This window comes from Pelagerythrobacter marensis, assembly GCF_036700095.1.
Lineage (GTDB): Bacteria > Pseudomonadota > Alphaproteobacteria > Sphingomonadales > Sphingomonadaceae > Pelagerythrobacter > Pelagerythrobacter marensis_A.
The window spans coordinates 968,219-982,245 of sequence record NZ_CP144918.1 but is presented as its reverse complement, the minus strand read 5'-3'; the positions used below and the strand labels follow the sequence as shown (position 1 = coordinate 982,245).

The following is a 14,027-nucleotide window of genomic DNA, read 5'->3' as shown; positions in this document are numbered from 1 at the left end:
CTCCTTGTCCGGCGTCTGCCCCCCCAATGCGCGAAGGTGCCGGCCGGTTTCGAAAAATATCCTGCCCCCGGGCCGCCTGCTACATGCGGAACACGCCGAAGGCGGGCCGTTCGGGGATCGGCGCCTCGAGCGTGGCCGCAAAAGCCAGCCCCAGGACATCGCGCGTCTGCACCGGATCGATCACGCCATCGTCCCACAGGCGCGCCGTGGCGTAGTAGGGGTTGCCTTCGTCTTCGTATTTCTGCCGGATCGGGGCCTTGAACGCCTCGGCCTCCTCGGCGCTCCACGTATCGGCGTCCCGATGAACGGTGGCGAGCACGCTCGCGGCCTGCTCCCCGCCCATCACGCTGATCCGCGCATTGGGCCAGGTGAACAGGAACCGCGGCTGATAGGCGCGGCCGCACATGCCGTAATTGCCCGCGCCGAAGCTGCCGCCGATCACGACCGTGATCTTGGGCACCGTCGCGGTCGCCACCGCCGTCACCAGCTTGGCGCCGTGCTTGGCGATCCCTTCCGCCTCGTACTTGCCGCCGACCATGAAGCCGGAAATGTTCTGCAGAAACAGCAGCGGGATGCGCCGCTGGCAGGCCAGCTCGATGAAATGCGCACCCTTCTGCGCGCTTTCGGAAAACAGCACGCCGTTGTTGGCAAGGATCGCCACCGGCATGCCCCAGATATGCGCAAAGCCGCAGACGAGCGTGGAGCCATAATGTTGTTTGAATTCGTGGAATTCGCTGCCGTCGACCAGCCGCGCGATCACTTCGTGCACGTCGTAGGGCGCGCGGACATCCTCCGGCACGATGGCATAGAGGTCGTCGGGATCGAACTTCGGCGGGCGCGGATCGCGCAGCTGCACGCCTGTCGCCCGGTTCGGGTTCTCGCCCAGGTGGCCGACGACATCGCGCACAATGGTCAGCGCGTGCTCGTCGTTCTCGGCAAGGTGATCGACCACGCCCGACTTTCTGGCATGGAGATCGCCGCCGCCCAGATCCTCGGCGCTGATCTCCTCCCCCGTCGCCGCCTTCACCAGCGGCGGACCGGCGAGGAAGATCGTGCCCTGGTTGCGCACGATCACCGTCTCGTCGCTCATCGCCGGCACATAGGCGCCGCCCGCGGTGCAGGAGCCCATGACGCAGGCGATCTGCGGGATGCCCAGCGCGCTCATGTTCGCCTGGTTGAAGAAGATCCGGCCGAAATGATCGCGGTCGGGGAAGACGTCGGCCTGATAGGGCAGGTTCGCGCCGCCGCTGTCGACCAGGTAGATGCACGGCAGGCGGTTTTCCTGCGCGATTTCCTGCGCGCGCAAGTGCTTCTTGACCGTCATCGGATAATAGGACCCGCCCTTCACGGTCGGATCGTTGGCCACGATCATCGCCTGCCGGCCGGAGACACGGCCGATCCCGCAGATCATCGAGGCGCCGTTGACGTCGCCCTCGTACATTCCATTGGCAGCAAGCTGCCCGATCTCGAGAAACGGCGAGCCCGGATCGAGCAGCCGCTCCACCCGATCGCGCGGAAGCAGCTTGCCGCGCGAAACGTGCCGCTCCCGATGCTTCTCCGGCCCGCCGAGCGCGGCCCGCGCGACATTGGCGCGCAGTTCCTCGGCCAGCGCCTTGTTATGCGCATGGCGCGCCTGCGCCTCGGGACTTTCGCGGTCGAGCTTGGTGGTAAGAACGGGGGCGGTCATTCGAAATCCTCCCCGGAACGGGGAGGGGGACCGTCCGCAGGACGGTGGAGGGGGCCCAGTGCTTGGCAGCGGGCAAGAATACCGTTCACGACACTCTCCAGATCGTTCAAGATGTCCTGCGCGGCGATGCGCAGAACGGAAAAGCCCTTGGCCGCCAGCACCCGGTCGCGTTCGGCATCCCGTTTCGGTGCATCGCCGCGATCGTGCGCCTCGCCATCTATCTCGATCGCCAGTCGCTTTTCGAGGCAGGCGAAGTCAAGCGTATAAGGCGCTACCGGACACTGGCGGCGGAACTTGAAGCCGCCGGGCCGCTTGCGCAGTTCCTGCCAGAGGAGGACCTCGGGCAGGCTCATTGCGCGGCGCAGCTTGCGAGCACGCTTCACCTGCCGGATCGGCTGAAGGAGAATCGCCGGGCCCCCTCCACCACTCGGCTGCGCCGAGCGGTCCCCCTCCCCGTTCCGGGGAGGATCGATCACCCTGCCGCCCCGATCAGCTCGCGGCCGATCAGCATGCGGCGGATCTCGTTGGTGCCGGCGCCGATGTCGAGCAGCTTGGCGTCGCGCAGGTAGCGCTCGACCGGCCAGTCTTTCGTATAGCCCGCGCCGCCCAGCGCCTGCACCGCTTCGGCGGCGACGCGGAAGGCGTTTTCGCTCGAGAGCAGAATCGCGCCGGCCGCGTCGAAACGGGTCGTCTGGCCAGCGTCGCAGGCTTTCGCCACGGCATATGTATAGGCGCGCGCCGATTGCAGCGCGACGTACATGTCGGCCACTTTCGCCTGCATGAGCTGGAATGCGCCGATCGGCTTGCCGAACTGCTTGCGCTCGCGGACGTAGGGGATCACGCAGTCGAGGCAGGCCTGCATGATGCCGAGCTGCAATCCGGCCAGCACGACGCGCTCGTAATCGAGCCCGCTCATCAGCACGCCGACCCCGCCGTGCAGCGGGCCCATCACGTTCTCTTCGGGCACCCGGCAATCGTCGAAAACCAGCTCGGCCGTGGGGCTGCCGCGCATACCCATCTTGTCGATCTTCTGCCCGATCGCAAAGCCGGGCATGTCCTTCTCGATGATGAAGGCGGTGATCCCGCGGCTCCCCGCCTCGGGCGCGGTCTTGGCATAGACGACCAGCGTGTCCGCGTGGGTCGCGTTGGTGATCCAGAACTTCGTGCCGTTGAGCACATAGCCGCCCTCTACCGCCTCGGCCTTGAGCTTCATCGAAACCACGTCGGAGCCGGCTTGCGCCTCGCTCATCGCCAGCGAGCCGACGTGCTCGCCCGAAATGAGCTTCGGCAGATATTTCGCCTTCTGCTCCGCGCTGCCCCAGCGGCGGATCTGGTTGATGCAGAGGTTCGAGTGCGCGCCATACGACAACCCGACCGAGGCCGAGGCCCGGCTGACTTCCTCGACCGCAATGACATGCTCGAGATATCCCAGGCCGAGCCCGCCGTCGGCTTCCTCCACCGTGATGCCGTGCAGGCCCAGCTCGCCCATCGCAGGCCACAGCGCGCGCGGGAACCAGTCTTCGCGATCGGCCTTCTCGGCCAGGGGAGCGATCTGTTCGTCGGCGAAGCGGGCGGTGCTCTCGCGGATCATCGCGGCGGTTTCGCCCAGCTGGAAATCGAAATCGGGGGTGGCGCGCATGGGATCTCCTGTTGGCAGACGGCGCATAGCCGAGCGCGCCCGCGGCGGCAAACGAACAGCCGGCACGATCCAAAAGTCTTTGGAACTTGGGCAAATTTCGGTACTATGGGGGCGGACGGGATGAAACTGCGCGAATCGACACTCTGGCCAAACGATGCGGCACCGACCCCCGCGCTCTGCGGCGACAACGAGCGCGCGAAAGTCGTGGCCGCGCACGGTTTCGATTCGCTGGTCGACGATCCCGAACTGACCGAGATCGTCCGCTTCGCCGCCAGCCTGTGCGACACCCCGGTCGCGCTCGTCACTCTGGTCGAATCCGAACGGCAGAGGTTCCTCGCGCGGACGGGCGTCGACATCGACAGCACGCCGCGATCGACCAGTTTCTGCGCCTATGCGATGATGAAGGGCGGCCTTCTGATCGTGCCCGACGCGACGCAGGACCCGCGCTTTGCCGATTTCGAGCTGGTGACCGGCGATTTCGGCCTGCGCTTCTACGCCGGCGTGCCGATCACTTCCAGCGAAGGCGCGCCGATCGGCGCCTTGTGCGTGATCGACACCGTGCCGCGGCCCGCGGGGCTGACCGCGTTGCAGCGTCAGGGGCTGGCGGTCCTCGGCCGGTCGGTCAAGCGACGGTTCCAGGCCCGGCGGGAATCCCGCCAGCACCGGGTCGCCTTTTCGCGCCAGAGCGCGCAGTTTCGCACGCTGGGGGACTGGCTGCCGGATATCATCTGGTCGGCCGACGGCGAGGGGCGGCTGGATTACTTCAACGCCCGGTGGGAACAGGTGACCGGGGGCACTCCGCCGGCCGATATCGAAAGCTGGCGCCCCTTCGTCCATCCCGAAGACCGGGACAGGGTGTTCGACGCCTGGGCCGAATGCCTTGCGCGAAAGGAAAGCTACGAAACCGAATACCGCCTGCGTCAGGCCGACGGCAGCTGGCGATGGACCATCGCCCGCGCGATCCCCGTGGCCGACGACGATGGCGGCGTGGCGCGCTGGTACGGCACGCTGACCGATATCGACGAGCGGCGGCGCCAGGCCGATTCCAGCGGGACGCTGGCGCACGAACTGGCCCATCGGATCAAGAACGTGTTCGCGCTGATTTCCGGGCTCGTCTCGTTGCGCACGCGCGGCCGCGACGAACTGCGCGCGTTCGGGGAGGATCTCGTGAGCACGATCGCCTCGCTCGGCAAGGCGCAGGACTTCGTGCTGCCGACGGGCGACAACGGTTCGGGCGATTTGCGCGGCCTGATCGCGGCCTTGCTGGAACCTTTTGCCGGCGATGCGGCCACCGGGCGCATCGCGATCGACGGCGAGACCGCGCCGGTCGGCCCGCGCGCGGCAACGTCGATCGCCCTTGTCGTGCACGAGATGGCAACGAATTCCATCAAGTACGGCGCGCTGTCGGCCGACAACGGCAAGCTGACCATCGATCTCGATATCGAGGGGCCGGATATCGTCGTCGCGTGGACCGAGACCGGCGGGCCGGAACCCACGCCGGGCGGCGGCGGACAAGGTTTCGGCACCCGGCTGATCGACATGACCGTGGGGCAGCTGAGCGGCACGGCGGAGCGCGACTGGCGCAAGCAGGGGCTTGCAGCGCGACTGCGCCTGCCGCTGGCGAGACTGGCGACCTGAAGGCGTTTCGGCAAGGCCGGGGCGCGCCGGCACGCCGCACCCCCACCCGGCCGCCCATGGAATACCCTGCCGTTGGGTGGACGGGGCGCGGGCCGGGGCCGTCTCAAGGAAAACGACTCCAGGCTTTCGTTTCGGCGCGCTTCCCGCCTAAGGTCCGCGGATGGATGCGGTGTCCCCGATCGAGCTTGGCTTCAGCGGTCTCGTCAAACGCTTTGGCGCGACGCGGGCGATCGACGGGGTCGATCTGGAGATCGCCCGCGGAAGCTTCGTCGCACTGGTCGGCGCTTCCGGTTCGGGCAAGTCGACCCTGCTCAAGACGGTCAATCGGCTGATCGTGCCGGACGAAGGCGCGGTTCTCTTCGCCGGGGAGGACGTGCGCACCCTGCCCGCGCCCGCGCTGCGGCGGCGGATCGGTTACGTCTTCCAGTCGGTCGGCCTGTTCCCGCATATGACCGTGGCGGAAAACATCGCGATCGGGCCGCGCCTTGCCCGGCAGCCGATCGGCGCAGCGCGCGTGGCGGAGCTGCTGGCGCTCGTCGAACTCGAAGCCGGTCACGCCCGGCGCATGCCGGACGAGCTTTCCGGCGGGCAACGCCAGCGCGTCGGCGTGGCGCGCGCGCTGGCCGGCGATCCGCGGCTGCTGCTGATGGACGAACCGTTCGGCGCGCTCGATCCTGTCACCCGCGACGCTCTTGGACGCAAAGTGCGCGAGCTGCACGGCCGGCTGGGGCTGACCACGCTCATGGTCACTCATGACATGACGGAGGCGCTGCTGCTGGCCGAGCGCGTGCTGGTCATGGCGAGTGGCCGGATCGTGGCCGACGAAACCCCGCATTCCCTGCTGGCCGGCGCGGGGGGCGCGGAGGCGCAGGCGCTGGTCGCCGTCCCGCGCGACCAGGCCGACGCCATCGCCGAGCTGGAAAAGTGAGCGGGATCGGGACGATCCTGCTGGGTCTGGGCGACAAGCTCGCCGCCCACGTCCTGCTCGCGGCAGCGGCAATCGCGCTGGGCGTCGTGGTCGCACTGCCGCTCGCGGTCTGGGCGAGCCGGTCGCCCCCGGTGGCGCGCGTGGCGCTCGGCTTCGCAAGCCTCGTGCAGACGATTCCGGCCCTCGCGCTGCTGGCGCTGTTCTTCCCGATCCTGCTGTCGCTGCGCGCGGTGTTCGGCGAAGGGTTGCCCACGCTCGGCTTCCTGCCCGCGCTGCTCGCGCTCGCGCTCTATGCGCTGCTGCCGATCCTCAGAAACGCGGTGACCGCGCGCGAGCACATGGCGCCCGGCGTGCTCGAAGCGGCCGACGGCGTGGGCATGACCGGCTGGCAGAAGCTGCGCCTGGTCGAGGCGCCGCTGGCCGCGCCCTATATCATGGCCGGGATCCGCACCGCCTCGGTCTGGACGATCGGCGCGGCGACGCTCGCCACGACCGTCGGCCAGCCGAGCCTGGGCGATCCGATCTTCGCCGGTCTCCAGACGCAGAACTGGGCGCTCGTGCTGGCAGGCTGCATCGCCAGCGCCGGGCTGGCGCTGGTGGCCGACGCCCTGCTGGGCGCGATCGAGCGCGGCTTCGCCACCCGGCGGCGCTTGCCGGTGTGGACGGGCGCCGCGCTCGCCCTCGCCGGCATTGCTGCGGCGGCCTTCGCGCAGTTCGCGCCCGGCGATCGGGACGATACGGTGGTGATCGGCGCGAAAAGCTTTTCGGAACAGTATATTCTCGCCCGCCTGATCGGCCAGCGCCTGCGCGAGGCGGGCTATCGCGTCGAGTACCGCGACGGCCTGGGCTCCGCGGTGGTCCACGACGCGCTGACGAGCGGCGCGATCGACATTTCGATCGACTACACCGGCACGCTGTGGACCAACGAGATGGAGCGCGAGGGGAATCCCGGCCGCGAGGCGATCTATCGCGCGATCGTGGAGTGGGAGCGGGAGACCAGCGGCACGCTGGTCCTCGGCCGGCTCGGTTTCGAGAACGCCTATGCTCTGGCAATGCGCGCGGACCGCGCCGAGGCGCTGGGCGTGCGCTCGATCGCCGATCTTGCCCCGCAGGCGCGCCGCCTGACCATCGGCGCGGATCCGGAATTCTTTCGCCGCCCCGAATGGTCGGCCGTGCGCGACGCCTATGCCCTGCGCTTCGGGCAACAGCGCACGTTCCAGCCGACGTTCATGTACAACGCGCTGCAATCGGGGGAGGCCGATGTCATCAGCGCCTATACCTCGGATGGCCGGATCGCCGCCGACCGCCTGGTCGTGCTGGACGATCCGCAGGATGCCTTCCCGGCCTACGACGCGCTGGTCCTGATCGCGCCGGACCGCGCCGACGACGCCCAGCTCGTGGCTGCGCTGCGGCCGCTGGTCGGCGCGATCGACGTCGCGACGATGCGCGAGGCGAACCTGTCGGTCGATCGCACCGATGCCGGCAAGAAAACCCCGGCAGAAGCCGCGCGCGAACTGGCGGCGAAGCTCGACCTCTAGCGCGGATCACTCCGCGTCGAAGCCGGCGCCGTCGGGCCAGTCCGGCGCGGCAACGCCCATGACCTTGAACAGCCGGCCCATCTGCGCATCGTCGACCAGCCGGCGGCGGGCACGCTCGATCTCTTCGGCATAGTGCGGCGCGCGCGCGGCGAGGGCCCGGGCGCGGGCGTCGATCCCCAGGCTGCGCAACCAGCGGCCTTGCGCGACGGTGCCCAGGTGCCGGGCCCCGCCCGCTTCGATAACGCGCGCGAGCGTGGCGAAGTCGACATGCGCGGTCAGGTCAGCCTCGCCCGGCGCCGCGAAAGGATCGACTTTCGCATGGGCGCGCACCGCCTGGAGCGTCGAGCCTGCACGCATTTCGCCATGCCCGTAATCGATCACCAGCGCCGCCCCGCCCTGTTTCGCCAGACGGCCGGCCAGTTCATGCGCGATAGCCGCCGAGGCGGGACTGGTTTCGAGCAGAGTGCCCGGCGGCGCGTCCCGCCAGGCGGCCGGGACGGCCTCGTCCATCGGTTGCCGCCCGGCGACGAATACGAAATCGTCCCCTTCCAGCCCCACCATGCGCTCGCGCCAGCCGTCGCCGGTGCGGACCAGCTGGCGCACCGGCAGCGCGTCGAGAAACTCGTTGGCCACCAGCAGCAGCGGCGCATCTTCGGGAACGCCCGCGAGATCGGAATGCCAGCGCGCCCCGGGCACGGCCCGTTCCTGCACCTCGCGCAGCGCGGCCGACCCTTCGACGAAGTGCACTTCGGGTTCCAGCCCGTGCCGTTGCGCCGCGCGCAGCGCATCCTTGGCCAGCGTCCCGCGACCCGGCCCCAGCTCGACATAGAGCACAGGCTCCCGGCGCCCCGCGCGGAGCCACATGTCGGCCAGCCACAGGCCGATCAGTTCGCCGAACATCTGGCTGATCTCGGGCGCGGTGACGAAATCGCCCGCCGTGCCCAGGGGGTCGCGACCGGCGTAATAGCGCGCGTTGCTCTCCCCCATGAACTGCGCGAGCGAGATCGGCCCCGCGGTGCGGATCAGCCGGCGAAATATCCCGCCCAGATCGCCCGGCAGGCCGTCGTCGGCCTGGCCGGTCATGCAGCTCCGGGCGCGGCCCTGCCGCTCGCAAGCGCCGGGCGGGTCAGCGACCATGCGGTGATCGCCACGCCCAGCACGATCAGCGGAATCGTCAGCCATTGCCCCATCGACAGGCCGGTTTCGGCGGCGAACTCGGCCAGCTGCGCGTCCGGCTCGCGGAAGAACTCGACCGTGAAACGGCCCAGCGCAATCCCGGCCGTGAAGACGCCGACCAGGAACCCGGGGCGATAGCGCGCGCGCGTTTTCCAGAACAGCAGCAGCAGGACGATCACCAGCAGCGCGCCTTCCAGCGCCGCCTCGTAAAGCTGCGAGGGATGGCGCGCGAGCGGCCCCGCCTGGGGAAAGACCATGGCCCAGGGCACGTCGCTCGGCCGTCCCCACAGTTCGCCGTTCACGAAGTTGGCGAGGCGCCCGAACAGCATCCCGAAGGGAACGTTGACCGCAATGTAGTCGGCCACGCGAATGAACGGCAGCCCGCCACGCCACGAAACGAAGGCGATCGCCACCAGGACGCCGGCGACCCCGCCGTGGAAGCTCATCCCCCCGGTCCAGAGCTGGAACAGCTTGAGGCTGGTCCACAGCGACGGTTCGTAGAACGTCGCGTAGCCGAGCCTGCCGCCGATGATGATCCCCAGCGTGCAATAGAAGAACAGGTCGTCGGCGTGGCGCTGCGCCATCGGCGCGCCGGGCGCCTTGATCATGCGCGACAGATGCCAGTAGCCGAGAACGATCCCGGCGAGATAGGCCAGCGAATACCAGCGCAGGGTGAAGAACCCCAGGTCGATGCCGGGCGTCAGCCCCAGCTCGGCCCACTGAATCGGCCCCGAAGCATCCGCAGCGGCGGCGGCAAGTAGTGACAGCAACAGGCGAACCCCTTATCAAATCGGGTCGAAGACCCTGCCCGGCACGCGGGATTTTCGCGCGGCTTTTGGCATAGAGAGCGACGGGGCGAAACCCTGCGTTCGCGCGTCGGGCACGATTCGATCGCGCCGCGACGTAGGGGAATGGCGAGAGGAGAGGAAACGAATGCCGAGTGAACTGGACAACGATCTGGAGCGGATCATCGCGGCCCTGACCGGCCCGGGGATGCCGTTCGAGACCGAATCAGTGGATCGCCAGGGGCAGTCCCTGCCGGCATTCAAGAACGCTCCGCCCAGCCTGGCGCACTATTTTGCCCATTTCTGCAACGAGCATAAGGATCTCGTCTTCCTGGTCGACGGCGACGTCCGCCTGACGTTCGGCGAATGCTGGGTGGCGGCGAGCCACGTCGCCGCCGGCCTGGTGCAGGACCACGGGATGAAGAAGGGCGACCGCGTCGGCATCGCGGCGCGCAATTCGGCCAACTGGATCATTGCCTACATGGGCGTGATCATGGGCGGCGGCTGCGCCACCCTGCTCAACGGTTTCTGGACCGGCGAGGAACTGGCGCACGGCGTTCGCCTGGCCGAATGCTCGCTCGTCCTCGCCGACCGCCAGCGCGCGGAGCGGCTGGAAGGGACCGATCACGGCGCCCGGATCGTCGAGATCGCGCACGACCTGCCTCCCTCCGACGGTCTTGCCCCGATCTGGGGCGAGGGCGACGTCGCCATGCGCATGCTGGGCGAACTCGGCCCCGACGACCTCGCGACCATCCTCTTCACCTCGGGCTCCACCGGCGATGCCAAGGGCGCATGGTCCGACCATCGCGGCGTGGTCCAGGGCACGATGAGCTATGTTTCGCAAAGCGCGATGGCCGCGCAGCTCCTGACCGAACGCGGCGACGCGCCCGCGGGGCAGGCCTGCGCGCTGATCGCGGTGCCGCTGTTCCACGTCACCGGCGAAGTGCCGCTCTACCTGCAAAGCTACGCCATCGCGCGCAAGCTCGTGCTCATGCCCAAGTGGGACGCGCGCGAGGCCATGCGGCTGATGGAGGCGGAAAAGGTCAGCTACTTCGTCGGCGTGCCGCTGATGAGCTACGAGATCGCGACCCACCCGGAGCGCGACAAGTTCGACCTCAGCGCCTGCAAGAGCTTCGCCGCCGGCGGCGCGCCGCGCCCGGTCGATCATGTGACCAAGATCAAGAAAGCCTTCCCCGGCGGTTTCCCGCTGCTGGGGTATGGCCTGACCGAAACCAACGGTGTGGGCTGCGGCAATTTCAACGAAAACTACATGGCCAAGCCGGGATCGACCGGCCGCGCGAGCAAGCCGCTGGTGGACCTCGCCATTCTCGACGACGACGGGAAGCCCGTGCCGCAGGGCGCAGTGGGCGAAGTCTGCATCCGCTCGATCGCCAATTTCCGCGGCTACTGGCAGAACGACGAGGCGACCGCCGCCGCCTTCTTCGACAACGGTTACTTTCGCACCGGCGACCTGGGATACCTGGACGAGGACGAGTACCTGTTCATCGTCGACCGCAAGAAGGACATCATCATCCGGGGCGGCGAGAATATCTCGTGCATCGAAGTCGAACAGGGCATCTACGCGCACGATGCCGTCGCCGAATGCTCGGTCTTCGGCCTGCCCGACGAGCGCCTGGGCGAAGTCCCGGCCGCGGTCTATTACTGCAAGGAAGGGCATTCGCTGACGCCCGACGAACTGCGCGACTTTCTCGACGGGCGGCTGGCGCCGTTCAAGATTCCGCAGACCATCCGGCAGTCCGACGAACCCCTGCCCCGCCTGGGAACGCAGAAGATCGACAAGCGCGCGGTTCGCGCCCGCTTCGGCGAGGAGCTGATCGGGGCTTGAACCAGGTCCGCATCCCCAGGCAGCGCGCCATCGTCGACCGCCGCGCATTGGCCGAAACGCTGGACGGAATTGCGAAGGAGGGCGGCGCCGACGCGCGCGGAGCGGTGATCGCGGCATTGCGCGAGGCGCTCGACGCCGGGCGCGAGGAGCTGCGCCGGCGCCTGCTGGACAAGCCCCATGCCGGGCACGAGTGCGTTGCCGGCCATGCCTTCCTGATCGACCAGCTGGTGCGGCTGATCCACGATCATGTCGTGGGATACGACTACCCCGCCGCCAACCGTTCGCAGGGGGAACGGCTCGCGATCCTGGCGGTCGGGGGCTACGGCCGGGCGGAGATGGCGCCCCATTCGGACGTCGACATCGCCTTCCTCACCCCCACCCGCCGCGCGCCCTGGTGCGAGCAGGTGATCGAGGCGATGCTCTATTACCTGTGGGATCTGGGCCTCAAGGTCGGCCATTCGAGCCGCACGCCCGACGACATGGTCCGCATGGCCCAGGCCGACGTTACGATCCGCACCGCCCTGCTGGAAGGGCGCTACGTCTGGGGGGACGAGGCGCTGTACGAGGAGACGCGCCGGCGTTTCTGGGCCGATGTCGTCACCGGAACCGAACGCCAGTTCGTCGCCGAGAAGCTGGCCGAGCGCAACACGCGGCACAAACGGATGGGCGACAGCCGCTATGTCGTCGAACCCAATATCAAGGACGGCAAGGGCGGGCTGCGCGACCTGCAGACGCTCTACTGGATCGGGAAATACATCCACAAAGTGCGCAGCGCGGCCGAACTGGTCGACGTCGACCTCCTGACCGAGCAGGAATATCGCAGCTTCCGCCGGGCCGAAGGGTTCATGCTGGCGGTCCGCTGCCACCTGCACATGATCACCGGGCGGGCGGAAGACCGGCTGACTTTCGATCTGCAGCGCCAGGTGGCCGAGCGGATGAATTTCACCGACCGGCCGGGCAAGAGCGAAGTCGAACGCTTCATGCAGTTCTATTTCCTCCAGGCGAAACGGGTCGGCAGCCTGACCGGCGTGTTCCTGGCCCATATCGACGAGCAGTTCGCGCAGAAGCGCACGCGGCAGGGCCTGCTGGCGGGCTTTCGCGCGCGCCCGCGCAGCATCAAGGGCTATCGCGTGTTCGGCGGGCGGATCGGCGCGCCGGGCGACGACTGGTTCCGCAACGACCCGGTGCGCCTGATCGAGATCTTCCGCGTGGCGGAGGCGGAAGGGCTGGAGATCGAACCGGCGACGATGCGCCAGGCCGACCGCGATTCGCGCCTCATCACCGCGAAAGTGCGCAACGACCCGCGCGCCAATGCCCTGTTCCTGGAGCTGCTCGCCGGCCGCAACGACCCCGAGACCGTGCTGCGCTGGATGAACGAGGCGGGGGTCTTCGGCCGCTTCGTGCCCGATTTCGGGAAAGTCAACGCGCAGATGCAGTTCGACATGTACCACCACTACACCGTCGACGAGCACACCATTCGCGCGATCGGCCTGCTCAACCGGATCGAGAAGGGCGAACTGGCCGAAGATCATCCGCGCGCCACGCGGCTGATCCACAAGATCGGCTCGCGCCGGGCCGCCTATGTCGCGGTGCTGCTGCACGACATTGCCAAGGGGCGCGGCGGCGACCATTCGGTGCTGGGCGCCGAAGTCGCTCAGGAACTCTGCCCGCGCTTCGGCCTGAGCGAGGACGAGACCGATCTCGTCGCCTGGCTGGTGCGCTATCACCTGCTGATGAGCGCGACCGCCTTCAAGCGCGACCTGACCGATCCCAAGACGGTCGAGGATTTCGTCGCCCAGGTGCAGAGCGTCGAGCGCTTGCGGCACCTGCTGATTCTGACGGCGGTGGACATTCGCGCGGTCGGCCCCGGCACCTGGAACAGCTGGAAGCGCCAGTTGCTGGGCGAGCTGTACGATGTCGCGCACGAGCGGCTCCGGCTCGGCCACATGCGCCACGGCCGCAAGGAACGGATTGCGGCCAAGAAGGATGCGACGCGCGAATTGCTGGGCGAGGACGAGGCGCTGGTGCAGGAGCACGCCGACGAATTCGGCGAAGCCTACTGGATCGCCGAGCCGGAGGATATCGCCGCGCTCAACCTGCGCCAGTTCGCCGCCGCGCGCCGGCTCGACCACGATCTGTCGATCCATTGCGAAGTCTACCCCTCGCGCGGGGCCACGCTGGTCAGCGTGATCGCGGCCGACCATCCCGGCCTGTTCTACCGCATCGCCGGCGGAATCCATCTCGCGGGCGCCAATATCATCGATGCGCGCATCCATACGACGCGCGCCGGCTGGGCGGTCGACAATTTCCTGGTCCAGGACCCGCTGGGGCAGCCGTTCCACGAGCGCGAGCAGCTCGAACGGATCGAGGCGGCGATCGACGACGCCCTCGCCAACCGGATCGAGCTGGTCCCGCGGCTGGCCAAGCGGCCCCTGCCGCGCAGCCGGGCGAAGGCGTTCGACGTGCGCCCGCGCGTGATCGTCGACAACCAGGCATCGAACCGGTTTACCGTGATCGAAGTCAATGCCCGCGACCGGCCCGCGCTGCTCAATCGGCTGGCGCGGGCGCTGTTCGAATGCCAGCTGATGGTCCATTCGGCGCATGTCACCGCATACGGCGAGCGCGCGGCGGACACTTTCTACGTCACCGACCTGCTGGGAGAGAAAATCAACTCCGGCGAGCGGGTGGCGGCGATCGAGACCGCCCTGCTCGATGCGGCCAGCGACAGGCGCCAGGCCGAGCTCGAAGACGCCTGAATGCAACACTAATCGACAAAATTGCCCTGCTGGT

General features: G+C 68.3%; 10 protein-coding genes. 5 read left to right on the top strand and 5 right to left on the bottom strand.

What is annotated here, in order from left to right; all coding sequences use genetic code 11:
• Positions 1-79 precede the first annotated feature (79 nt).
• The 3 genes from V5F89_RS04535 to V5F89_RS04525 form a co-directional block, all read right to left on the bottom strand.
• A complete protein-coding gene (locus V5F89_RS04535; protein ID WP_338447060.1) occupies positions 80-1,687 on the bottom strand; it encodes a carboxyl transferase domain-containing protein in 1,608 nt (535 codons plus the stop codon).
• Positions 1,684-2,070, bottom strand: a complete 387-nt coding sequence (locus V5F89_RS04530) for an endonuclease domain-containing protein (RefSeq protein ID WP_338447059.1) — start codon at positions 2,068-2,070, stop codon at positions 1,684-1,686. Before V5F89_RS04530 ends, V5F89_RS04535 begins: the two co-directional genes overlap by 4 nt.
• Positions 2,071-2,159: 89 nt before the next feature.
• Entirely contained in the window at positions 2,160-3,326 is a 1,167-nt protein-coding gene (locus V5F89_RS04525) for an isovaleryl-CoA dehydrogenase (protein ID WP_338447058.1), read from the bottom strand.
• Positions 3,327-3,446: 120 nt separating this feature from the next.
• Between V5F89_RS04525 and V5F89_RS04520 the strand changes: the two genes are divergently transcribed.
• The 3 genes from V5F89_RS04520 (at position 3,447) to V5F89_RS04510 (ending at position 7,430) form a co-directional block, all read left to right on the top strand.
• A complete protein-coding gene (locus V5F89_RS04520) occupies positions 3,447-4,964 on the top strand; it encodes a PAS domain-containing protein (protein WP_338447057.1) in 1,518 nt (505 codons plus the stop codon).
• A gap of 160 nt (positions 4,965-5,124) precedes the next feature.
• On the top strand, positions 5,125-5,892 hold the full coding sequence (locus tag V5F89_RS04515) for an ATP-binding cassette domain-containing protein (RefSeq protein ID WP_338447056.1): 768 nt from the start codon (positions 5,125-5,127) through the stop codon (positions 5,890-5,892).
• A complete protein-coding gene (locus V5F89_RS04510) occupies positions 5,889-7,430 on the top strand; it encodes a glycine betaine ABC transporter substrate-binding protein (RefSeq protein WP_338447055.1) in 1,542 nt (513 codons plus the stop codon). Before V5F89_RS04515 ends, V5F89_RS04510 begins: the two co-directional genes overlap by 4 nt.
• Before the next feature lie 6 nt (positions 7,431-7,436).
• Here V5F89_RS04510 and V5F89_RS04505 read toward each other — a convergent pair whose 3' ends face one another.
• Complete coding sequence (locus V5F89_RS04505) at positions 7,437-8,513, bottom strand: class I SAM-dependent methyltransferase (RefSeq protein WP_338447054.1); 1,077 nt, start codon at positions 8,511-8,513, stop codon at positions 7,437-7,439.
• Positions 8,510-9,379, bottom strand: coding sequence for a prolipoprotein diacylglyceryl transferase (lgt, locus tag V5F89_RS04500; RefSeq protein WP_338447516.1), 870 nt, complete (start codon positions 9,377-9,379; stop codon positions 8,510-8,512). Before lgt ends, V5F89_RS04505 begins: the two co-directional genes overlap by 4 nt.
• A gap of 160 nt (positions 9,380-9,539) precedes the next feature.
• Here lgt and V5F89_RS04495 point away from each other — a divergent pair, with 160 nt between their 5' ends.
• Together V5F89_RS04495 and V5F89_RS04490 are read left to right on the top strand one after the other, a co-directional pair.
• Complete coding sequence (locus V5F89_RS04495; RefSeq protein WP_338447053.1) at positions 9,540-11,237, top strand: class I adenylate-forming enzyme family protein; 1,698 nt, start codon at positions 9,540-9,542, stop codon at positions 11,235-11,237.
• On the top strand, positions 11,234-13,993 hold the full coding sequence (locus V5F89_RS04490) for a [protein-PII] uridylyltransferase (RefSeq protein ID WP_338447052.1): 2,760 nt from the start codon (positions 11,234-11,236) through the stop codon (positions 13,991-13,993). The genes V5F89_RS04495 and V5F89_RS04490 overlap by 4 nt, the downstream gene beginning before the upstream one ends.
• Positions 13,994-14,027 lie beyond the last annotated feature (34 nt).

What these genes read in the sequence shown, in the direction of transcription:
- V5F89_RS04535 (WP_338447060.1), bottom strand. Translation starts at nt 1,687, where the DNA reads ATGACCGCCCCCGTTCTTACCACCAAGCTCGACCGCGAAAGTCCCGAG.
- V5F89_RS04525 (WP_338447058.1), bottom strand. Translation starts at nt 3,326, where the DNA reads ATGCGCGCCACCCCCGATTTCGATTTCCAGCTGGGCGAAACCGCCGCG.
- V5F89_RS04520 (WP_338447057.1), top strand. Translation starts at nt 3,447, where the DNA reads ATGAAACTGCGCGAATCGACACTCTGGCCAAACGATGCGGCACCGACC.
- V5F89_RS04515 (WP_338447056.1), top strand. Translation starts at nt 5,125, where the DNA reads ATGGATGCGGTGTCCCCGATCGAGCTTGGCTTCAGCGGTCTCGTCAAA.
- V5F89_RS04505 (WP_338447054.1), bottom strand. Translation starts at nt 8,513, where the DNA reads ATGACCGGCCAGGCCGACGACGGCCTGCCGGGCGATCTGGGCGGGATA.
- V5F89_RS04495 (WP_338447053.1), top strand. Translation starts at nt 9,540, where the DNA reads ATGCCGAGTGAACTGGACAACGATCTGGAGCGGATCATCGCGGCCCTG.